The sequence below is a fragment of the Desulfovibrio sp. genome, from assembly GCF_041907885.1.
Classification (GTDB): domain Bacteria; phylum Desulfobacterota; class Desulfovibrionia; order Desulfovibrionales; family Desulfovibrionaceae; genus Desulfovibrio.
Genome location: NZ_JAYRGM010000007.1, coordinates 55,057 through 75,833 on the forward strand (window position 1 = coordinate 55,057; position 20,777 = coordinate 75,833).

Sequence of the window (20,777 nt, forward strand, 5' to 3'; positions counted from 1 at the left end):
CGCGGGCGGGAAAATGGCGTTTCATGCGGTCGTGCGGGAGCTATATCCCCCCGCAACTGTTTAGCAAAGGGAGCTGGCTGGCAGGCTTGGCCGGTTACATAACCCATATTTTCCGTTTTTTTGCTGGGTATGCCGCCCGCTCGGCCTAGCTGCGCAGAGAGGCTGCGTTGTGTTTCAAAAAAAAGAGGCCCGCAAGGGGCCTCTCGATATGTCATACCATGCCGCAGGGGTTAAAAACCCTGCTCCAGCGGCGGCCATACAAGCCAGTCGCCGTCGTGCGGGGCACGGGGGCTGTTGCCGGGCTTCAGGTGTACCTGCCGCCCCTGCACGTCAATGCGGCCCTGTGCCAGCCACTGGATGGCCTGGGGGTAGATGCGGTGTTCCATCACATGGATGCGGTTCATGAGGTCGTCCTCGCTCTCGCCAGCGTTGACCGGCACAACGGCCTGGATAAGCACCGGGCCGCTGTCCACCTTTTCTTCCACAAAGTGAACGGTGCAGCCAGATACCTTGACCCCGTAGTTCACAGCATCCGCGCCGCCGTGTACACCGGGAAAGCTGGGCAGCAGGGCGGGGTGGATGTTGATGACCCTACCGGCAAAAGCCTCGAGAAAAACGGGCGTGAGCAGGCGCATGTAGCCCGCCAGCACCACCAGTTCTGCCCCGGCATCACGCAGGGCCTGCACCATGCTGGCGTCAAAACTTTCGCGGTCGGGAAAGGTCTTGTGGTCAAGCACAAGGCAGGGAATGCCCGCCTTTTCCGCACGGGCAATAACACCGGCTCCCGGTCTGTTGCAGACAATCAGGGCAATGCTGACATCCAGCGAGCCCTGGGCGGCCTTGTCGATCATGGCCTGGGCATTGGTGCCGCTGCCAGAGGCCAGTATGGCGATTTTGAGGGGCATGATTATCTCGTAAAGTACGTTTTCAGGGCGTCCACCAGTGCCGGAATGGTATAATCCATGGGCATGATGTTGCAGGTAAGCCCGTGCTTTTGCAACGTTTCGGCGGTAACGGGGCCAATGGCGGCCAGCTTTACCTCCGGGTGCGCCTTGAGTGTTGCGGCAGGGATAAGCGACAGAAAGTTCTCAACCGTGGAAGACGAGCCAAAGGTGACGCAGCTCAGGGTTCCCGCCTTGATGCGCTCAAGCACTTCATCCTTCTTGTGGGCTGCGGGCACGGTTTCGTAGGCAGAAATAACGTCCACCACCGCACCGGCCTTGCGCAGTTCTTCGGGCAGCACCTCACGGGCCTTGGCTGCACGGGGCAGCAAAAAGCGCTTGCCAGACACGTTGCCGCCCTCAAGGGCCATGAGTCCCTCAAGCACACCCTCGGCCACGTAGCGGTCGGGGATAAAGTCGGGGGTGATGCCGCGCTCTGTGAGCGCGTCTGCCGTGGCGGGGCCGATGGCCGCCACCTTGCAGCTGCCAAGGGCGCGGCTGTCCTTGCCTGCCTTGGCCAGACGCAGCCAGAAGTGCTTAACGCCGTTGACCGAGGTAAAGATGACCCAGCCGTAAGAAGCCAGATTGGCGAGGGCCGCATCAAGCTCGGCATAGTCTGCCAGAGGGCTGATTTCAATGGTGGGGCACTGGATAACCTCGGCCCCCAGGTCCATGAGGCTCTGCGCCAGGCCGCTGGCCTGTTCGCGGGCGCGGGTTACAACCACACTGCGGCTGTAGAGGGGCTTTTTTTCAAACCAGCCAAGGGTGTCGCGCAGACCGGCCACCTTGCCCACCAGAATCACAGAGGGATTGGTAAACTTGGCGTCCACCGCCGCCTGCGGCAAGCGGGCCAGCGTGTCCACCAGGCTGCGCTGGTAGGGCGTGGTTCCGCGATAGATGAGGGCGGCGGGGGTTTGCGGATCCATGCCCGCTTCAAGCAGATTGCGGGCGATGTCGGGCAGGTTTTTCATGCCCATGACAAAAACCAGGGTGGAGGCGCTGGCGGCAAGGGCCTGCCAGTTGTGTACCGAACCGGGTTTGTCGGGGTTTTCGTGGCCGGTTATAATGGTCACCGAGGAGGAAAAATCCCGGTGTGTCACGGGAATACCCGCGTAGGCTGGTGCGGCAATGGTGCTGCTGATGCCGGGCACTTCCTCAAAGGGAACGCCAGCGGCCACCAGTTCTTCGGCTTCTTCGCCGCCGCGACCAAAGATGTAGGGGTCGCCGCCCTTGAGGCGGGCCACGACCTTGCCTTCCTTGGCCTTGCGCACAAGCAGGGCGTTGATCTGGTCTTGCGGCAGGGCGTGGTTGCCCGCCACCTTGCCCACATAGATTTTTTCCGCGTCGGGGCGGGCGTGGCCGAGCAGGCTGTCGTTGGCCAGGGCGTCGTAGACCACCACATCGGCGGCGGCCAGAGCATCGCGCCCCTTGATGGTCAACAGGCCCGGATCTCCGGGACCGGCTCCGATGAGAAATACCTTCATTACACGCCTCCCCTGGCGAGATCGAGCAGTGTGCGGGCGCCAAAGGCCGTAGGACCAACCGGAACGAGCGGCGTGGCCTTGGCGGCCCAGTCTACTCCGGCAATGTCCAGATGTGCCCAGCGCACGCCTTCCTGAATAAAGTGTTGCAAAAAGAGCGCGGCATTGATGGCCCCGCCTTCGCGCGGGCCCATGTGGCAGATGTCGGCCACTTCGCTTTTGAGATTGTCGGTGTAGGGCTTCCACAGGGGCAGCTGCCAGTATTCTTCGCCGCATGCCCCGCCAGCGGCGCGGATGCGTTCGGCAAGGTCTGCATCGTCGCTGAACAGGCCCGCAACCTGGGTTCCCAGGGCCACAGCGCAGGCCCCGGTGAGCGTGGCGATATCCACCACCGCAGCAGGAACCCAGTTTTTCTGGGCATAGGCCAGGGCGTCGCACAGGGCAAGGCGGCCTTCCGCATCGGTGTTCTGAATTTCAACCGTGTCGCCGTTGGCGGCGCGCACCACATCGCCGGGGCGCATGGCGCGGCCTCCGGGCATGTTTTCGGCGCAGGCCAGCAGGCCGATGACGCGCCGGGGCGCGTCTTCCTGCGCAAGGGCGGCAACAGTGGCCAGCACAGTGGCTGCGCCGGTCATGTCGCCCTTCATCTGGTGCATGTTGGCGGCGGGCTTGAGGCTGATGCCGCCCGTGTCAAAGGTAACGCCCTTGCCCACCAGTATAAGGGGCTTATCCTGCTCGTGCCCTGCGGGAGCGTGCTCAAGCACGACAAGCCGGGGCGGGCGGCCTGAACCCTGGCCAACGGCCATGAGGCAGCCCATGCCTTCCTTATCCAGCTCGGTTTCGTCCAGCACTGTGCAGGCAAAGCCTTTTTCGCGCGCCAGCTCCTGAGCCTTCTGGGCCAGCATTTCGGGGTAGAGCAGGTTGGGCGGGGTGGTTGCCAGATCACGCGCAAGGCTCACGGCCCAGGCGGCATTTTCGCCCCTGCGGGCGGCGGCGTGGGCGGCGTCGGGCACTTCCTGCCCGTCAAAGGCAATGGCCAGCCACTGCGGGTCGGCGTTTTCTGCGGCATCGGCCTTTTTGAGGGCCGTAAACCTGTACAGGGCCAGCTGGGCCGCGCACACGCATTCTTCAACCAGCCGTTCGCGGCCACCGGGCAGTTTTGCCAGCGCAGGTTCGGGCAGCACCATGGAGGTGTAGCCCTGCTTGCGGCACAGCTGCACGGCGGCGGCAATGCCCTTGCGGATGATATCTGTGGTGACTTTTTCGCGCGGGCCAAGGCCCACGGCCAGCACGCGGGGCACGGCAAGGTCGGGGTGGCCGTGTATGAGGGCAAGATCGCCCTGTTTGCCCTTGAAGTCGCGCATGGCAGGGGCTATGACCAGCCAGGGGGCCACCTTGTCCAGTTCCGGGATCTGTTCAAGCAGGGTCTCGCCCTGACATGCGGGAGCCAGCAGAACTTCTCCCTTCCAATGTTCCGGCCCAAGATTCTGAAAGCGTATATCCATAGAGCTGCGTTCTCCTGAAGTACTATGCTGGCGCGGTGCAGGGGCCCTGTGGCAGCCGGCAGGCGGTGGCCTGACTCTTGCGCCGCATTCGAATAGGTGAATATACTTCGCCGTGGCCGTTTTGCCAAGGGCAGGCAGCTGCCCGGTCGCGGAATTCCCGCCAGGCAGGCAGATTCGGGCATATTCCTTGCAATGTTATTGCAAAACTGGCCTCATCAAGGCTTCGTGCGGCCCGCAGGGTTTTGCGGAGCGTCGTGTTATTGTCACTCACAGGATTACCTATGCTTTTGTACGTCCATGTTCCTTTTTGTTCCACCCGCTGCCGCTACTGCGCCTTCCATTCCATTCCGCTGGGGCGTGGGGTGGATGCCGCCGCCTCGCCAGCCGTGCGTGACTATGTGGACACCCTGTTTCTGGAATTGGCCCACTGGGGCGACGAATTCGGCGGCAGCGAGGTGCAGACCGTATTTTTTGGCGGCGGCACGCCCAGCCTGCTTTCGCCGCGTATCATCGGCCTGACCATGGAACGCATAAGCAAGTATTTCAAGCTGGCTCCCAAGGCCGAGGTTACGCTTGAGGCCAACCCCGAATCCCTGCGTGGGGGCCACCGGGCCGCCCAGTATCTGGATGCGGGCATCAACAGGCTTTCCATTGGCGTGCAGAGCATGGACGAGGGCATGCTGCGCCTGCTGGGCCGCCCGCACAAGGCACAGGACAGCCTGCACGTGGCCTTTCTGGCGCGCGAGGCGGGCTGCGCCAACATCAACCTTGACCTCATGTGGGGCCTGCCGGGGCAGAGCGTGCGCCAGTGGCTGCAAACGCTCAAGGATGTCATCCGCATGGCCCCCGACCACATTTCGGCCTATGGCCTCACCCTTGAGCCGGGCACGCCCATCGAACTGGATGTGGAAGAAGGCCGCCTGACCCTGCCGCCAGAGCGCGACCAGAACATCATGTTCATGGAAGGCGCGGCCATGCTGGAGCAACACGGCTATCTGCACTACGAAATTTCAAACTTCGCGCGCATGGGCTTTCAGTGCCGCCACAACATGGGCTACTGGGAGGGCGAAGACTATCTGGGTATTGGCCCCTCGGCCACTTCCACGGTCAACAACCGGCGCTGGACAAATCCCTCAAGCCAGGCCGCCTGGAATGGCCGCACGCGCGAGGGCAAGCTGGGGCAGGAAGTGGAAGAGCTTTCGCCCGAAACGCGGGTACTCGAACTGCTGATGCTGCGCCTGCGCACAGCGCGGGGGCTGCGCATTGCTGCCTACCGCGAAATGACCGGGCGCGACTTTGTGCGCGACCACCAGCGCCTTGTTCAGGCATTGCACGAAAACAGCCTCATACGCATACGGCAGGGCTATCTGCGGCTCACCCGCAGCGGCATGCTGGTTTCAAATTCCATTCTTTCCAACCTGTTTGCCCGTACCCGAGAGGTGCTCAGGCAGGCGGCGCTTGCGGGCGGGCTCAAGCCGCAGCCGGTGGAGGCGCATGCCGATGCTGGTCCACAAAGTTCGCTGCACGAAGACAGCGCAGAAATCCGCCCTGTGCGCTGGCCCAGCGCCTGATTTTGGCCCTTCTGGCTGCCTGTGCAGGAAGGTTTGTGTCTGCCGGGTGTTTACGCGGAGTAAAAATGCCTCTAGTATGCGGCAGCCGGTCTGGACGGTTCCCCCCTCCGTCTGTCGGCTGATGCGACAGGCCGCGCCCATGCGCGGCCATGGCTGATCCTTCCCCGCTGCATGCGCAGCGCGGGACCAACCGTGCAAGCGTCAACGAGAATACGGAGAAAGGGTATGCGGCAAAAGGATTTGGTGGTTTTTGGCATTTGTGTGGCGGCGTTCGGTTGGCTGGCTTTTGGACCCGGAGCGCTAAACGGCTTTATCAGCCTGACTGCCCAGTATCCTTTTGGCATGAGTTTTCTCAAATTTGCCATTCTGGCGACGCTGGGCGAATGCATTGCCCTGCGCATCACCACGGGCGTGTACAACAGGCCCGGTTTTGGCGTGCTGCCCAAGGCGATTATCTGGGGTTTGCTGGGCATAGGCATCAAGATTGCGTTTACCGTGTACGGCGCGGGCACGTTCAAGCTGCTTAATGAAATGGGCCTGCTTTCGGGCGCGCCCACGACCTTTGGCTCCAAGCTGCTCATGTCCTTTTCCATCAGCGTGCTCATCAACGTGCTTTTTGCCCCGGTGCTGATGATCACCCACAAGCTCACCGACCTGCACATTGCAAAGACCGGCGGCACGCTCGGCAGCCTGTGTACCAAGCCCGATGTGGCTTCGCTTTTCTGCTCCATTGACTGGAATTCCATGTGGAGTTTTGTGCTCAAGAAGACCATTCCTTTCTTCTGGATTCCGGCCCACACCATTACCTTTATGCTGCCCGCGCACTTTCAGGTGGTATTTGCGGCGGCGCTGGGCATTGCCCTGGGTGTGATTCTGGCCTTTGCGGGCCTGCGCGCCAAGAAGGCGTAACTATACCGAAAGTCTGCGGGGTGAATCCGCAGAATCATACGAATGAAAAAGACGGTCACTCCCTGGGGAGTGGCCGTCTTTTATTTTGTGCGCGTCTGGGCGCGAGGCAGCAAATCAGAAAAACAGGCCGCTCTGCCGTATGATCTCCTGCCCGTTGGGCAACGAGGGCAGCAGGGTGACGGCCATGATGGCGTAGTGAACCGCCGTGGGCTTAAAGCCGTAACGCGGGGTGCCAAAGATAAAGATAAGGCACAGGGCGGCTACCACAAATACCAGTACGTTTGCCTGGTTCGAGCCCCAGGGCAGGGCAGCCGTGTACAGCAGGGCATAGATGCCCCAGGCTGTGGTCATGGCGCAGAGAAACAGGATGTTGAAGCCGGGGTGGGTGCGCCAGCTTTGCCTGTAGGCTGCAATCATGGTTATCTGCCCGCGCCAGCAGAGCCAAGGTCAAGACCCATGGCCAGAATGGCGGCAATGTTGCGTGCTGCCCTGCGCAGATTTTCGTTGCCTTCGGTAAGGGCCTCGTCAATGGTGCAGGGGCGGTAGAGCACGCTAGAAACAGCGTCGATGCCGTGGGCAAAAACCGCGTCCACATCGTTGCGCAGCGAACCGCCAATGGCGATGACAGGCTTGTTGTGGCGCTTGGCCACACGGGCCACGCCCACCGGGGTTTTGCCAAAGGCTGTTTGCCCGTCAATGCGGCCCTCGCCGGTGACCACAAGGTCGGCATCGCGCACGTGCGCGTCCAGGCCCACGGCTTCGGTGACAATTTCGCTGCCGGGGCGCAGCCGCCCCTTCAAAAAGGCAAACATGGCCGCGCCCATGCCGCCCGCCGCGCCAGCGCCGGGCAGTTCGGCCATTTCCACGCCAAGGTCGCGCAGGGCAATGGCCGCAAAATTCTGCAAATATCCGTCGAGCTGCTGCACCATGTCGGGGCTGGCCCCCTTTTGCGGGCCAAAGATGGCCGACGCGCCACGCGGGCCGCACAGGGGGTTGTCCACATCGCAGGCCACATCAATGGTGCAGCTGGCAAGGCGCGGGTCAAAGGCCGACATGTCGATGCGCGCAAGCCTGCCAAGGCCCATGCCTGTGGGGGCGATTTCCTGCCCTTCCGCATCAAGCAGGCGCACGCCAAGGGCCTGAAGCATGCCTGCCCCGCCTTCGTTGGTGGCGCTGCCGCCAATACCCAGAATAAATTTACGCGCCCCGGCATCCAGCGCAGAGCGTATGAGCTGCCCCGTGCCGTAGCTTGTGGTGTTAAGGGGGTTGCGCATGGCGGGCGGCACAAGGGCAAGGCCGCTGGCTGCGGCCATTTCTATAACGGCGGTCGAGCCATCGCCCGTCAGGCCGTAAAATGCCGCCACCGGGTCGCCCAGGGGCCCGCGCACAATGGTATCCACGCGGCGGCCGCCGGTGGCTTCCACCATGGCCTCCACCGTGCCTTCGCCGCCGTCAGCCACGGGAACCTTGACATAGACCGCGTCGGGAAAAACCTCGCGGAAGCCGGATTCGATGGAAACGGCCACTTGCAGGGCCGAGAGGCATTCCTTGTACGAGTCGGGAGCGATGACGATCTTCATTGCAGATTCCTTGCTGGGGGGGCTGGCGATGGCAGACAGGACATGCATTCCATGATAGCGCCGGGGCCTGTGAAACGCCAGACCCCGGCGCAGTGATTCCTACAGGAACATGGAGAGCAGCAGCGTGCCAAACAGGCCAAGCACCGAGGCTATGGTAGTGCCAGCAGTGTATGTTGCGTACATGGAACCCATGGGAATACCCAGAGATTCCTTGACAAACCAGAAGCCGGAGTCGGTCACGTGCGAAGCGCCGGTTGCGCCAGCGCCGATGACAATGGCCATGAGGGCCGGGTCAATGCCGGGGTTGCTGCTGAGCACGGGCAGGATCAGCCCGGCGGCGGTCATCATGGAAACCGTGGCGCTGCCCAGGGCAAAGCGCAGGGCAATGGCGATGATCCAGGCCAGAATAAGCGGGCTGATGTGGATGCTGGTAAGCACCTGCTTGAGCACCACGCCCACGCCGCTGTCGGTAATGATCTGGTTCAGTGCGCCAGCCGCGCCGATAACCAGCATGATGGAGGCCAGAGGGGCCATGCCCTGCTCGCTGAAGCGGCCCAGCTGATCCCAGTTGAAACCGCGCTTGAGGCCAAACACAATGTAGGCCACCACGGCAGAGATGAACAGGGCGATCATGGGCGTGCCCACAAAGTTCACGTAGGGCATGTAGACAGGCGGATGCTGCTTGTCGATGGTCAGTTCCACCACTGTTTTGGCAATCATCAGCAGCAGGGGCAGCAGCATGACAAAGAGCGAGCTGCCAAAGGGGGGCAGTTCAGATTCCTTGCGAGGCTCGGTATTGGCATAAACGCCGGTAAGGGGCACGGCGGGCAGGCGGCTGGCAATAAACTTGCCGTAGATGGGGCCTGCAACACTGGCGGCAGGCAGGCCCACCAGCAGGCCAAAAAAGATAACCTTGCCAACGTCAGCCTTGAGCAGGTCGGTAACGGCCATGGCGGCAGGGTGCGGCGGTACGATGCAGTGTACCGTGGTAAGGGCCACCACAAGGGCCATGCCCACCTGAATGAGCGGCAGCTTGGATTCCTTGACGATGGAGAACATGAGCGGCGTCAGCAGAATGATGCCCACCTGAAGAAAAACCGGGATGCCGCAAATATAGCCCACAACCATCATGGCCCAGTGAGCTTTTGACTGGCCCAGAATGTTGATGAGCGTCCGCGCCAGTCTTTCTGCTGCGCCAGAAACTTCCATCAGTTTGCCCAGAATGGCCCCAAGCGCCAGAATGGGCGCAAGAAAGCCGAGGGTTTTGCCCAGGCCGCCTTCAAAGGCCACAACAATTTTGGCCAGTTCCATGTTGTGTGTGAGCGCCAGAAAAAGGCTGGCAGCTGTCAGCGAAACAAATGCGTGAATTTTAAAGCAGATGCACAGCACAATGACTATGGCAATGGAAATGCACAGCATGGTCATTGAATAGCCGATGCCGAACGATTGGACGGCAGTCATCTCAACCTCCGTGGATGTGGATGCGCTACGGCGGGCAACAGCCCGCACCAGTAAGGATTGGAAAACAGTTGACGGTCTGGTTTTGTGTGCTGGTACTTTATTCTGCTCGCCCTCCGGCTGCGGTGCGCAAGTCACATCCTCTGCCCAAAATCAGGCCCTCTTGAAATTGGGGGCGTATTCCGCAGCCAGGCGAATGGCCTCAACCATGCTTACGGGGCTGACCTTGCCCGTACCGGCAATGTCAAAAGCCGTGCCGTGGTCAACCGAGGTGCGCAGAATGGGCATGCCCAGCGTGAGGGAGATGGTGCGTTCAAAGTCCACCATCTTGGTCGCAATGTGGCCCTGGTCGTGGTAGAGCGACAGCACGGCATCCCACGCGCCCTTGAGGGCAAAGTGAAAAACCGAATCCGCCGGGTTGGGGCCGTAAACATTAAAGCCCTGCTTGCGCGCTTCTTCGATGGCCGGAACAACCTCGGCGTCTTCCTCGTTGCCAAACAGGCCGTGTTCGCCGCAGTGGGGGTTGAGCCCGGCCACCACCATGCTGGGATTTTTTAGCCCCAGCAGGCGCAGGGCGGCGGTGCAACGGCCAATATAGTCGACCACGCGTTCTTTTTTGACAGCGCGGCAGGCGTCGATCAGCGAGAGGTGGCGGGTGAGAAAGAACACGCGCAGGCTGTGTACCTGAAACATGGTCAGGGGGTCTTTTGTGCCGGTAAGGTCACCGAATATTTCGGTATGGCCGATGTAGGGCACATGGGCGGCCTTGAGCGATTCCTTGTTGATGGGCGTGGTGGCCACGGCTGCGGCCTTGCCCGACATGGTCAGTTCGATGCAGGCCTTGATGTACTCAAAGGCGGCCTTGCCGCACTGGGCCTGAACCTTGCCATAGGCAAAGGTGGACATATCCACGTTGTTGAGGCTGATGATGTTGGCAGCGCCCTCGCGCCAGCCGTTGAGCTCGGTGTCCACCTCGTTGAAGTCGAGGTTCACCTGCATGATGGCCGCAGCACGGCGCATGATTTCTGTATTGCCAACCACCACAACACTGGCAATGTCGGTAACGGTGCTGTCTGCCAGCGAGGCTGCCAGAATTTCCGGCCCCACACCGGCAGGATCGCCCATGGGCGCGCAAATCAGGGGTTTCATCTGTGAATCCTTGTTTTGATCGTGTTGGCCTGCAAGGCTGCTGCTAGGCAGGGCGCTTGCGGGTTGAAATCTTGGTGAACAGGTACTCCACGCATTCCACCAGGCTGTCCTTGTCGCCCACAAAGCCGCCCTTGGTGATCATGGGCAGATCGGGGTGCTGGCCGCCGATGATGTGGCCGTAAACGGCAAGGGGCAGCACCATTACCCGCACGGAAAAGCCGCCCGTTTCCAGCGCGCGCATGACAGAAACCGTCACCTCGCCGCCAGAAGTGTACAGACCGCCGATGCGCAGGCTTTCGTTTTTCAGGGTTTCCTGAGCCACATGGGCCAGGGCCGTGTTGATGCGGCGTGAAATTTCGCTGGGGGCAATGCCAAGGTGCTGTGACATCTCCTGCATGGAAAAAACGTCTTCCTTGCTGGTGGAGGTACACACGCCAAGAACCTTGGCTTCTTCAGGCGCGGCAAAAACGGCATCGAGCACGCGTTGGCACTCAGCCTGCGATTGAGCTTCACCTGCCAGCACCTTGCGCACGTCCATGGGCACGATGTGGCAGGGGTGGGCCAGCCGCAGGGCTTCCATCTGCACGCGCGAAAGCTCGCTTGTGCTGCCCACGGCCAGGAAGATGCGGTTTTCAAACTCCGCACGCGGAGCCTTGATGCGTGCGGCTGCCAGCTCTGCGGTAAATGGGCCGGGATCGTGCGAAACCAGCGGGTAGGGGGCGTCGGCCAGCGACTGGGCGATCACGGACACGTCGTCGTCAGACACGGCGTCGCAGACCACGGCGCGGCAGCCCCGAGCGCGGGCAGCCTCAATGGTCTCGCGCACGGCGGCAGGCCCGGCCAGCACCTTTTCAAGCGGTACAAAGCCGCAGGGCAGGCTGGTCTGGTCGGCAATGATCTTGAGCACAGCCGTGTGGTACACCGGGGTGGCGGCGTCCTTGGCAATGGGCGAGCGTTCCAGAGGCACGCCGTGAACAATCTGGTAGCCGCCCACGCAGATGCGCCCCGAATGCGGGTAGGACGAAACCATCACCGCAAGGGTTTCTGTGTGGCCGTGGGTGTCGTCCATGGCCTTGATGGATGCCTCAAGCTCTGCGCCCACGTTGCCGCGCAGGGTAGAATCTATGCGCTTGGAAACAAGAGCGGGTTTTTCCTTGTTAAACGAGCGTATGCCGTCGTACACGGCCTGCCAGGCATCCTGCTTGTGCAGCAGGCGGCTTTCGGCATTGAGGCACACGGCATCGCAATGCGTGAATTCCTGCGGGTTCCAGTGGGCAAGGCCCAGGCAGGTGGCGCTGGAAAAGCCCTTGGCGGCAAGCAGGGCGCCATTGTCGTTGGCCCCTGTAAAGTCGTCGGCGATAACGGCTATAATCATGCGGTAACCTTCCAGTGGTTGGGCGGGCCTAGTCGGCAATGCGCAGGCGCGCGCCCGCATTGTGCAGAGCGGCCTGGGCTTCTGCGGGCAGGCCGCCGTCGGTGATAATGTGGTCAAAGCGCGCTGCTTCGGCCACCAGCCAGGGGCTGAACTTGGCGTACTTGGAGGAATCGGCCAGCAAAAAGGTTTTGTCGGCGCTGCTCATGAGCTGACGCTTGTAGTGCATCTTGGCGGGGGTGCTGGTGGTGACGCCGTGGCGGGCATCCCACACGTTGGTTCCCACAAAGGCCATGGTAAGACGCAGGCCGCGCAGATAGGCCACGGCATCGCTGCCGTTACAGGCGCGGCTCACCGGGTCCACAAGGCCGCCGGAAAGAAAGACAGAAATGTTGTCGCAGCCCGAAAGCAACAGGGCGATTTCAAGGTCGGGAGTCACAACGCCAAGGCTGGTGAGAGGCAGGGTGGGCAGCAGGCGGGCCAGCTCAAGGCTGGTTGTTCCCGCATCCAGTGCAATAAAGTCTTCGTTCTTGATGTGCTGGCTGGCTACGCGGGCAATGGCCTGCTTGGCCTCAAGCATGGAAACCGCCTTGCGGGCGCGCGGAATGTCGTTGGCCTCAAAGCTCAGGGGAACAGCCCCACCCCAGGTGAGCTCCAGCTGGTTGCGTTCTTCCATTGCCCGGAGATCGCGGCGTACCGTCATGGTAGAAATACCAAGAGCCTCGGCCAGTTCGCGCGTGTTCACTGCGCCCCTGTTCTTGATGAGGCGGGCCATTTCTCTGCGGCGTTCTGCGGGCAACATGGCGGCTCCTGTCTGTGACGCTTGTGTGTTAATTTGAGTTCAAATTTGTTGCTTTGTGTTATGCTCCTGATGGCAGATATCGTCAAGATGGCTGGGGAAATTTGGGCGTGGCATGACAGATTTGTTTTGTATGTCACTTAAAAATTGTTATTTTTTGTTAGAGGATGTTGTGCCCAGGCTGGCCCGTATTTTCTTATTGAGCGCAAAAAACATCCTTTCAAAACAGAAAAAGCCCCAGCGGCAACCGGGTGGATGACCGTGGGGTGTACGTACTTTAAGGTAAAACTGTCTGTGAATACTGTTGCTTGCGCATGCTACAAAACGCAAAAAGGCCGCCGGGCACATGATCCGGCAGCCTTATGCTGAGGTTTACGCGGGTGGGGTAGACCCGCGCTGGCTACTACGCGTTGCCGAAAAACGGGGGCTGGCGCGTCTTGGCTTCGCCGCTGACCCTGAAAATCTGTACGGAATACTGATCCTTGCCGCTGCACATGGGGCAACCGTCTGTAACCAGCATGCATGAGGAATCGAGTTCAAGGGGGTCAATGCCCGCCAGATCGAGAATATGTGTTGCCTTGCCCTGCGCCCACATTACAGGTGCGCCACAGCGGGCACATTCTACATAGAGCATTTCAGGGTCGTAGCCCGTGGGCACGGGGGTTCCGCGCAAGGGTTCGGCAATGGCTTTCATGGTGTTGCTTTGCATATAAACCTCCCTGCTGGCTTTGCGTGCTGCCAGTAGTTTGGCAGCGCGCATACGCAGCCTCGCCTTCCATACATAAGCACAGCGCGCGCCGAGGCAAGCCCCGTGGGTGCAATTTGTTCGCCACGCGCAGGCGCGCATGCGGCGCAGGCAGGGCCGCTTGCCTTGTGCAGCCCGCCCGAATACACTGGGCTCATGTCTGAAAAACACCGTCATATACGTTTGCTCCCGCCTGAATTGCGCAATCAGATCGCCGCCGGTGAAGTGGTAGAGCGTCCTGCCAGCGTGCTCAAGGAACTGGTGGAAAACGGCCTTGATGCCGACGCCACGCAGATTGATGTTTGCCTCGAAAACGGGGGCCAAAGCCTTATCAGCGTGCAGGACGACGGCTGCGGCATTGCCGCAGACGATCTGGAACTGGCCGTAACCCGCCACGCCACAAGCAAAATTTCCAGCCTGGCCGATCTTGAGCACATCAGCTCTTACGGCTTCAGGGGCGAGGCGCTGCCAAGCATCGCCTCTGTTTCGCGTTTTTCCATCACCTCGGCCACGGTTGAGCCCGACGGCCAGCCGCAGGCGCACAGGGTGGAGGTGGAACACGGCCTGCTGACGGTTTCTGCCCCTGCCGCCCTGCACAGGGGCACGCGCGTGGAAGTGCGCGATCTTTTTTCCAACATACCAGCACGCTTGAAATTTTTAAAGACCCCTTCCACAGAGTTCAAACGTGCCCAGGACTGGCTGGCCCGCCTTGCTCTGGCCCGCCCCGCCGTTGGCCTGAGCCTCAGCGCAGGCGAGCGCGAGGCCCTGCGCTTCTTGCCCCGGCAAACGCTGGCCGAGCGTCTGGCCGTGCTTTGGCCCCGGCTGATTGTGGAGGCCCTGCGCCCCTTTGACGCAACCCGCCACGGCATACGCGTGTGGGGGCTTGCCGCCCTGCCCAATGTGAGCCAGCCGCGCGGCGACCGCATGCTTTTTTATGTCAATGGCCGTTCGGTTACGGACAAGCGCCTCATGGCCGCCGTGCGCGAGGCCTACAAGGGCCGCATGACCAGCCGCGACTTTCCACAGGTGGCCCTGTTTGTGGAGATGGACCCCGCCGAGGTGGATGTGAACGTTCACCCGGCCAAGTCCGAGGTGCGCTTTCGCGATGAATCGGCCCTGTTTTCTGCCGTGTTGCACGCCGTGCAGGGGGCCCTGGTCACCTCATTTGACGTGGCCGACAACATCTGGCCCGGTTCCGAAAATGCTTCGGCCAGCACGGCCCAGAACGTGATCCAGAGCGCGGAACAGCCTCATGCTCCCCGGCCCCAGGGTTTTTGGGGCAGACTGGACAATCCGCCGCTCATTGCGCCGCAGGAGCGGGAACTTGGGGCCGATGGCGATATGCCCTGGCAGGCCAGTGAGCCCAGAGATGCGGCCAGCGATGGGATTTCAGGCCGCGACAGCGCCCCTGACGGAGCTGCGGTGTGGCAGGCCAGACCCACCATGGCAACTGACGCGCCGCCCTCGCCGCTCTCGCAGAATGCGCAGCACGTGCAAGCCTCGCAGCAGGGCGAGCCCCTGTTTGTGGCCGGGCCGGATACCCGCATGGACGCAGACGGAGGAGCGGGCCTTGCCGAAGACGCATCCGGCTATGCGCATGCCATGCAGGCCGCTACGGCCCCATTCCATGCTGGCAGTGCGGCGGGAGACGGGGGCGAATCTGCGGTTTTTGCGCAGGGGCAGGAGCGCCAGCCCCTGAATGTGGGGCAGTTTGCCTATCTTGGGCAGGTGGCCATGACCTATCTGGTGCTGCGCGACACATCGGGAGCACTGTTGCTGCTCGATCAGCACGCGGCCCACGAGCGCGTGCTCTACGCCCGGCTGCGGCGCGGGGGTTTTGCCGGGTCTGGTCAGTTGCTGGCCCTGCCGCTTGATCTGCCCCTGCACCCGGCGGAAGCGGAACGCTTTTTTGAACTGCGGCCCCGGCTCGAATCACTGGGCTTTGGCCTGGAGGCCAGCGGCGGCAGCCTGCGCGTCAACGCCATGCCGCCGGTGCTCACCCGCGCCGAGGCCAGGGATTTTTTGCGCGAGGCCCTCGCAGGCCGCAAGGACGATCTGGCCGACATGTTCATATCCATGTCGTGCAAGGGGGCCATCAAGGCCGGGCAGCGCCTTGCCGACGACGAAGCCGCCGGGCTGCTGCAACAGTGGCTGGAAACGCCCGACCGCGAATACTGCCCCCACGGCCGCCCCTGCGTCTTGCGCTGGGACGCCGCCGAGCTGGAAAAGATGTTCAAGCGAAAGCAGTCGTAAGGTAAGGGGGGCATTAGCCCCCCTCGCTTAATTATAAGTCTTCGTCAGCACCGTGATCATCAATCGACTGATATTCCTTCAAATCAAAGGCTGGCTTGAACAGTCGGAAAAAACTTGGCGATTTTACGCCTTCAAATTGTTCAATGGATATCTGTCTGATGCCGTCTTTCAGAAACAGTGTTTCAGAAAGGCTGTCTGGGTACGGTTCTGTATATACAATTCGGCTTAACTGTGCCTGATAAATCTTTTTTGAGCATAGCTCGCAGGGGTATGTGGTTGTATAAATTGTGCCACCGGCAATGCCCGTGCCACCAAATCGTGCGGCCTGCAATATTGCATTCTCTTCTGCATGGAGTGCGCGAGCATATTCTAACCGTTTGACGCTTACGCCATTTTCTAGAATAGAACTATAGCGCTCTATGCTTTCTTTAGCTTGTATGTCGGTTTCTTTGTCCGCTATGTCTTTTGCAATTTTACGAATTTTTCCGTTTAATTTATTTTTAGATTGTAAATCTTTAAAACAAAAGCAGTCGCTGCCTTTTTTACTAATTAATCCCTGCTCTCTGAACTCTGAAATTAAACTATTCCAGTTTGAAAGAAGGTATCCATCTTTAGAAAACTCTGTATAGTCATCTATGCATAATTGTGAACAGCCTAATTGGCCTGAGCCGACAGAGTTCCATCCCGCAGCAATGATGAATCCCTCTGGATTGGTGATAACTGCACCAACCTGTCTGGAGAGGCATGTGGATCGCAAACTGAGTGAGTAAGAGAGGTTCATGACTTCTTCATCTGTTCTAGGGGGGATTATTCCCGGAAAGTCAATAAGCGAGAGAAATCTTATGGCCTCATATCGATAGTGATTTTCGCCTTTTTCAGTTGTTATGGCATAGTCAGCAAGAAGTGTACATCTGGAAACATCTTGCTTATGCAGTTCATGTGGTTCTTTATGTTTCCCAGCGTCTCGTTCATCGCAATATTCATTAAAATTTTTATTGTATTTTTCTATATTCTTGCGGCGAGTTTCTTTAGTAGCAAATAATGAGCATAGATAAAATGATCCATATCTTTTTCTGAAAAACTGTACTTCAGCTGGATTTCGAAATGAACTAATTACAAAGTAATGTCGTTCAGGTTTATTATTGTCATCTTTACTTCTTTCATCATTTTTTACTATCTTGTTTCTTTCATATTTTATTACTTTATTTGCTTCCTTAGCCAGAATTGTAAGATATTCATAGCACTGCGTCTCTTGCTTTCTAAACGGATTGTTTGTTGCTCTTGCATTGTCACCACAATTTTGAAAAAAAACTTCACAGGAGTCTGATGAATTAAATAGCTGTCTTCTAATTATGCCTAGCTGAATAAATAAATTGTCAAATCTGCAATAGTCCTTTTTTTCCCAATTTTTTTCGACGCATGCCAGATTGAATGCCTTGATGTCGGTAATCAGTCTTTTGGACTGATCTATCAAAATGTCGTGTAGTTTTTGATGGAGACTGTCTTTATCATGGAATTCAGCAGTATTGGGTTCGTCAACTATCTTTTCTAACATCAACTTGACCAGTAAATCTGCCATTGAAATTTCAATAAATTTATAACGAAAATTTTTTGATGCGTATTCAAGAATTTTTCTTCTAATTAAAAGCTGCCTCAAATTTTTATTTACAGCTTTTAACTTTTCTTCAAGTTCTTTTGCCCGTTCTTTTTTTCTTTTTTTATCAAAGAGGTGATTTATTTCTGTTCCTATGTATGTTGCCTCATATGTGTTTTGATAATCAGCGTTAAATTCATCTATTTTTTCTTTAATGAATTCAAAATGTTTTTTAATAGACTTATTTACTTGGTGTAAGCCGATATTTAATTGATGCTTGCTGTTGGGTAAAACATGTGAAATAAACTTTGATACTTCACTGCATCCACTTCCAATCGCACCGGTGAGTCCAATTATAAGAAATTTCTTGCGCATAATAATTCCCCCATGTATAAGTGGGATAATTATATAATAATTTATTTCATAAATAAATGTTTATATGAACCCATGTTGAAATTTGTTTAACACGTAAATAAAAAAGCCGCCATTGCGGCGGCCAAGGGAATGAAAATTCAGCGCACGGCGGGCGGCTCCCACGGGAACCGCCCGCCTCTTTGCCTAATCGCTGGCTTCGTCCACCAGATAGACAATGGAATAGTAGGGAATGCCGCCGTGCAGCGACAGGCCGATCTGGCAGGTGCGGCTGGAGGAATAGCCCACATCACAGGTGCTTACCTGCATGCGCAGGCCCTTGAGCGCGGCCTCGTTGAGTTCGGGGTGGGTAAAGCCCCGGTCGCCCGCCCAGCCGCAGCAGTTGATGCCTTCTGGCACAACGACGTTTTCGGCGCACTTGCGGGCCAGTTCTTCCAGCTTGCCCTCAAGGCCCATTTTGCGCATGGAGCAGGTGGCGTGCAGGGCCACGGTTTTGGGCAGTTTTTTGAGCTTGAGGGTGTCCATGAGGTTCTCAAGAATAAACTGCACAGGCTCCATAAGCTTGATGCTTGGGTCGAGGGTCTGCTTCATGTGCAGGAGGCAGGGGCTGGTTTCGCACAGTACGGGGTATTCACCATTATTGGTGGCCTGGCGCAGGGCTTTTTCCAGCTCCTGTTCCTTTTTGTGGGCGGCATCGGCAAGGCCCTTGCTGGCAAAGGCCATGCCGCAGCACAGCTTGTCCAGATCATTGGGCAAGATAACATCGTACCCGCCCTTGAGCAGCACGCTGATGACGGCTTCCGGCTCTGGCCTGCGGTCGCTGTGCTCCTCGCCGGGGCCCATGTTGCGGGCAATGCAGCTGGGGAAGTAGACAACCTTTTTGGCGTTGCCCGTGTACGGCGAGGGCAGATAGACCGAGCGCCCACCCTTGGGCATGTTCTTGTTCCACATGGGAATTTTGTTGAAGCTCAGGCAGCGCAACAGGCGCGAGCCATCGCGCATGATGGTTGTGCCAAGCATGCGGTGCAGGGTGTCCACGCTGTTGAGCGCAATGGACATGGCCTTGCATGTTCCCGCAAAGTGGTCGGCTATGGCCCCGGCAATGTTTTTGCTGAGTGATCCGGCGTCTTTTTTGCGCAGGCTTTTGATGAATACGCCCGTATCCACGCCAGCGGGGCAGCGGGGGCGGCAGAGGCTGTCTGTGGCACAGGTGGCCTTGCCCATGTATTCGTAGCCTTTTTGCAGGGTTTTGAGCTCGCTGCTGCCGGGGTCGGTGGCGCGCAGGCGGCAGATTTCGCGGTACACGGTAATGCGCTGGCGCGGCGTGAGGGTGAGGTCGCGCGAGGGGCACACAGATTCGCAAAAACCGCATTCCATGCACTTGTCCACCAGTTCGTCGGCAGGGTGCAGGGGCTTGAGATTTTTAAGATGCCCCTGCGGATCACTGTTGAGCAGCACTCCGGGGTTGAGGATGTTCTTGGGATCAAGCAGGGCCTTGATGCCCTTCATGATGGCATAGGCCTGCGTTCCCCATTCCAGTTCCACAAAGGGCGCGATGTTGCGGCCAGTGCCGTGTTCTGCCTTGAGCGACCCGTCGTACTTTTCCGTAACCAGCTTGCAGAAGTCTTCCATAAAGCCCTTGTAGCGGGTCACTTCTGCCGGTGCGCCAAAATCCTGCCAGAAAACAAAGTGCAGATTGCCGTCGCGCGCATGGCCAAAGAGCGGGGCCACCGTGTAGCCGTGCCGGGCAAAAAGCTCTTGCAGATCGGTGGCGGCTTCGCCCAGCCTGTCGAGGGTAAAGGCCACGTCTTCAATAACAATGGATGTGCCCACGGGCCGCATGCCGCCAACCGAGGCCAGAATGCCCTTGCGGATGAGCCACAGCTTGGTGAATTCCTCTGGCTTGTCGGTAAAGGCGTAGGGGCGCACAAAGGTGACGCCGCTGAAGGCCGCGTTGATGGTGGCAATGTTTTTTTCAAGCTGTTCGCGGCTAGAGGCGCGGGTTTCCACCAGCAGGGAGCATACGTCGTCGCCCAGGGTTTCGAGGCCTTCGGGCAGGCCGGGGGTTCCCTCAACCGAACGCAACGATGCCCTGTCCATCAGCTCTGCCGCCGCCACGGGCAGGGTTGCCACCGCAGAGGCCAGATCGCAGGCGGCCTTGACCGTGGGCAACAGCAGTAGGGCCGAGGCCTTGAAGGGGGCTTCTTCCACCGTGCGGTAGGTCACCTCGGCAATAAAGCCCAGCGTGCCTTCAGAGCCAACCATGACGTGCTGCAAGATTTCAAATGGGTCTTCGTAATCCACCAGGGCGTTGAGGCTGTATCCTGTGGTGTTTTTGATCTTGAACTTGCGGCGGATGCGGTCGGCCAGTTCCGGCTTGTCCATGATCTGCTTGCGCAGATCGGCCAGCCCGTTGAGAATGTGGGCATGGGTTCTGACAAAGGCGGCGCGGCTTTTGGCATCTGCCGTATCCAGCAGCGTGCCGTCGGCCAGCACCATGCGTGAAGAAACAACAGTCTTGTACGAATTGTCTGATGTGCCGCAGCACATGCCGCTGGCATTATTGGCAAAAATGCCGCCGATAAAGCAGCTGTCGATGGAGGCCGGGTCGGGCCCGATTTTTTTGCCAAATTCGGCCAGAATCTTGTTTGCGCCAGAGCCGATGATGCCGGGTTGCAGGGTGATGCGCTCGGCTCCTTCACCCACGCGCCAGTTGCGCCAGCCCTTGCCGATGCGCACCAGTACGGAATCAGACACCGCCTGCCCCGAAAGGCTTGTGCCCGCAGCGCGAAAGGTTACAGGCACACGCATGCGGTCGGCCAGGGACACCAGCTGCACCACCTCGGCCTCGTCCAGCACATCCACCACGATTTTGGGAATCAGGCGGTACACGCTGGCATCCGTGCCATAGGCCAGCAGGCGCAAGGGGTCTGTGTGGATGCGGTCTTTGGAAATAAAGTCCTGAAGGGCTTCCTTGAATTCCTTGTAGGGGGATGCAAGCATGGACAAACCTCCGTGGCGGCTCATGCCGTCATTGGGTTGGCGCAG

The 20,777-nt window shown here is 58.9% G+C and carries 15 protein-coding genes; 3 read left to right on the plus strand and 12 right to left on the minus strand.

Annotation, left to right across the window (positions count from 1 at the left end; genetic code table 11):
• Positions 1-230: 230 nt before the first annotated feature.
• From purN to ACE3NW_RS05910, 3 genes are read right to left on the minus strand one after another with little or no spacing between them, the layout of a single operon-like run.
• Positions 231-905 carry a phosphoribosylglycinamide formyltransferase gene (gene purN / locus ACE3NW_RS05900; RefSeq protein ID WP_374281371.1) on the minus strand — a complete coding sequence of 225 codons (675 nt, stop codon included), beginning with the start codon at positions 903-905 and terminating at the stop codon, positions 231-233.
• Between the two features lie 2 nt (positions 906-907).
• Positions 908-2,425 carry a uroporphyrinogen-III C-methyltransferase gene (gene cobA, locus ACE3NW_RS05905; protein ID WP_374281373.1) on the minus strand — a complete coding sequence of 506 codons (1,518 nt, stop codon included), beginning with the start codon at positions 2,423-2,425 and terminating at the stop codon, positions 908-910.
• A complete protein-coding gene (locus tag ACE3NW_RS05910; RefSeq protein WP_374281375.1) occupies positions 2,425-3,927 on the minus strand; it encodes a leucyl aminopeptidase in 1,503 nt (500 codons plus the stop codon). Before ACE3NW_RS05910 ends, cobA begins: the two co-directional genes overlap by 1 nt.
• A gap of 281 nt (positions 3,928-4,208) precedes the next feature.
• On the opposite strand from ACE3NW_RS05910, the gene hemW reads away from it, so the two are divergent.
• A complete protein-coding gene (gene hemW, locus ACE3NW_RS05915) occupies positions 4,209-5,498 on the plus strand; it encodes a radical SAM family heme chaperone HemW (RefSeq protein WP_374281377.1) in 1,290 nt (429 codons plus the stop codon).
• Positions 5,499-5,723: 225 nt separating this feature from the next.
• The gene (locus tag ACE3NW_RS05920) at positions 5,724-6,407 is read left to right on the plus strand and encodes a hypothetical protein (protein WP_374281379.1); all 684 of its coding nucleotides are present in this window, start codon (positions 5,724-5,726) and stop codon (positions 6,405-6,407) included.
• Between the two features lie 114 nt (positions 6,408-6,521).
• On the opposite strand, the gene ACE3NW_RS05925 is transcribed toward ACE3NW_RS05920, so the two are convergent.
• The 7 genes from ACE3NW_RS05925 to ACE3NW_RS05955 all read right to left on the minus strand — a co-directional run bounded on the left by ACE3NW_RS05925 (position 6,522) and on the right by ACE3NW_RS05955 (position 13,474).
• Positions 6,522-6,824 carry a hypothetical protein gene (locus tag ACE3NW_RS05925; RefSeq protein ID WP_374281381.1) on the minus strand — a complete coding sequence of 101 codons (303 nt, stop codon included), beginning with the start codon at positions 6,822-6,824 and terminating at the stop codon, positions 6,522-6,524.
• Between the two features lie 2 nt (positions 6,825-6,826).
• Complete coding sequence (locus ACE3NW_RS05930) at positions 6,827-7,987, minus strand: glycerate kinase (protein WP_374281383.1); 1,161 nt, start codon at positions 7,985-7,987, stop codon at positions 6,827-6,829.
• A 99-nt stretch (positions 7,988-8,086) separates the two neighbouring features.
• Positions 8,087-9,448 (minus strand): gluconate:H+ symporter, encoded by a 1,362-nt coding sequence (locus ACE3NW_RS05935; protein ID WP_374281385.1) that lies wholly within the window; start codon positions 9,446-9,448, stop codon positions 8,087-8,089.
• Between the two features lie 150 nt (positions 9,449-9,598).
• On the minus strand, positions 9,599-10,594 hold the full coding sequence (pdxA, locus tag ACE3NW_RS05940; protein WP_374281387.1) for a 4-hydroxythreonine-4-phosphate dehydrogenase PdxA: 996 nt from the start codon (positions 10,592-10,594) through the stop codon (positions 9,599-9,601).
• Positions 10,595-10,637: 43 nt separating this feature from the next.
• Positions 10,638-11,969 (minus strand): four-carbon acid sugar kinase family protein, encoded by a 1,332-nt coding sequence (locus ACE3NW_RS05945; protein ID WP_374281389.1) that lies wholly within the window; start codon positions 11,967-11,969, stop codon positions 10,638-10,640.
• A 28-nt stretch (positions 11,970-11,997) separates the two neighbouring features.
• Complete coding sequence (locus ACE3NW_RS05950) at positions 11,998-12,768, minus strand: DeoR/GlpR family DNA-binding transcription regulator (RefSeq protein WP_374281391.1); 771 nt, start codon at positions 12,766-12,768, stop codon at positions 11,998-12,000.
• Between the two features lie 400 nt (positions 12,769-13,168).
• Complete coding sequence (locus tag ACE3NW_RS05955; protein WP_374281393.1) at positions 13,169-13,474, minus strand: hypothetical protein; 306 nt, start codon at positions 13,472-13,474, stop codon at positions 13,169-13,171.
• Between the two features lie 192 nt (positions 13,475-13,666).
• Here ACE3NW_RS05955 and mutL point away from each other — a divergent pair, with 192 nt between their 5' ends.
• The gene (gene mutL, locus ACE3NW_RS05960; protein ID WP_374281395.1) at positions 13,667-15,763 is read left to right on the plus strand and encodes a DNA mismatch repair endonuclease MutL; all 2,097 of its coding nucleotides are present in this window, start codon (positions 13,667-13,669) and stop codon (positions 15,761-15,763) included.
• 31 nt (positions 15,764-15,794) lie between these two features.
• Here the strand turns inward: mutL and ACE3NW_RS05965 are convergent, their stop codons facing one another.
• Positions 15,795-17,732 (minus strand): deaminase, encoded by a 1,938-nt coding sequence (locus ACE3NW_RS05965; protein ID WP_374281397.1) that lies wholly within the window; start codon positions 17,730-17,732, stop codon positions 15,795-15,797.
• A 183-nt stretch (positions 17,733-17,915) separates the two neighbouring features.
• Complete coding sequence (locus ACE3NW_RS05970) at positions 17,916-20,732, minus strand: FAD-binding and (Fe-S)-binding domain-containing protein (RefSeq protein WP_374281399.1); 2,817 nt, start codon at positions 20,730-20,732, stop codon at positions 17,916-17,918.
• Positions 20,733-20,777 lie beyond the last annotated feature (45 nt).

Excerpts from the sequence above, each read along its gene's own strand:
- ACE3NW_RS05945 (WP_374281389.1), bottom strand. The coding sequence starts at position 11,969 with ATGATTATAGCCGTTATCGCCGACGACTTTACAGGGGCCAACGACAAT.
- ACE3NW_RS05930 (WP_374281383.1), bottom strand. The coding sequence starts at position 7,987 with ATGAAGATCGTCATCGCTCCCGACTCGTACAAGGAATGCCTCTCGGCC.
- ACE3NW_RS05955 (WP_374281393.1), bottom strand. The coding sequence starts at position 13,474 with ATGCAAAGCAACACCATGAAAGCCATTGCCGAACCCTTGCGCGGAACC.
- ACE3NW_RS05920 (WP_374281379.1), top strand. The coding sequence starts at position 5,724 with ATGCGGCAAAAGGATTTGGTGGTTTTTGGCATTTGTGTGGCGGCGTTC.
- ACE3NW_RS05925 (WP_374281381.1), bottom strand. The coding sequence starts at position 6,824 with ATGATTGCAGCCTACAGGCAAAGCTGGCGCACCCACCCCGGCTTCAAC.
- ACE3NW_RS05950 (WP_374281391.1), bottom strand. The coding sequence starts at position 12,768 with ATGTTGCCCGCAGAACGCCGCAGAGAAATGGCCCGCCTCATCAAGAAC.
- cobA (WP_374281373.1), bottom strand. The coding sequence starts at position 2,425 with ATGAAGGTATTTCTCATCGGAGCCGGTCCCGGAGATCCGGGCCTGTTG.
- ACE3NW_RS05935 (WP_374281385.1), bottom strand. The coding sequence starts at position 9,448 with ATGACTGCCGTCCAATCGTTCGGCATCGGCTATTCAATGACCATGCTG.
- hemW (WP_374281377.1), top strand. The coding sequence starts at position 4,209 with ATGCTTTTGTACGTCCATGTTCCTTTTTGTTCCACCCGCTGCCGCTAC.
- ACE3NW_RS05965 (WP_374281397.1), bottom strand. The coding sequence starts at position 17,732 with ATGCGCAAGAAATTTCTTATAATTGGACTCACCGGTGCGATTGGAAGT.
- purN (WP_374281371.1), bottom strand. The coding sequence starts at position 905 with ATGCCCCTCAAAATCGCCATACTGGCCTCTGGCAGCGGCACCAATGCC.
- mutL (WP_374281395.1), top strand. The coding sequence starts at position 13,667 with ATGTCTGAAAAACACCGTCATATACGTTTGCTCCCGCCTGAATTGCGC.
- ACE3NW_RS05970 (WP_374281399.1), bottom strand. The coding sequence starts at position 20,732 with ATGCTTGCATCCCCCTACAAGGAATTCAAGGAAGCCCTTCAGGACTTT.
- ACE3NW_RS05910 (WP_374281375.1), bottom strand. The coding sequence starts at position 3,927 with ATGGATATACGCTTTCAGAATCTTGGGCCGGAACATTGGAAGGGAGAA.
- pdxA (WP_374281387.1), bottom strand. The coding sequence starts at position 10,594 with ATGAAACCCCTGATTTGCGCGCCCATGGGCGATCCTGCCGGTGTGGGG.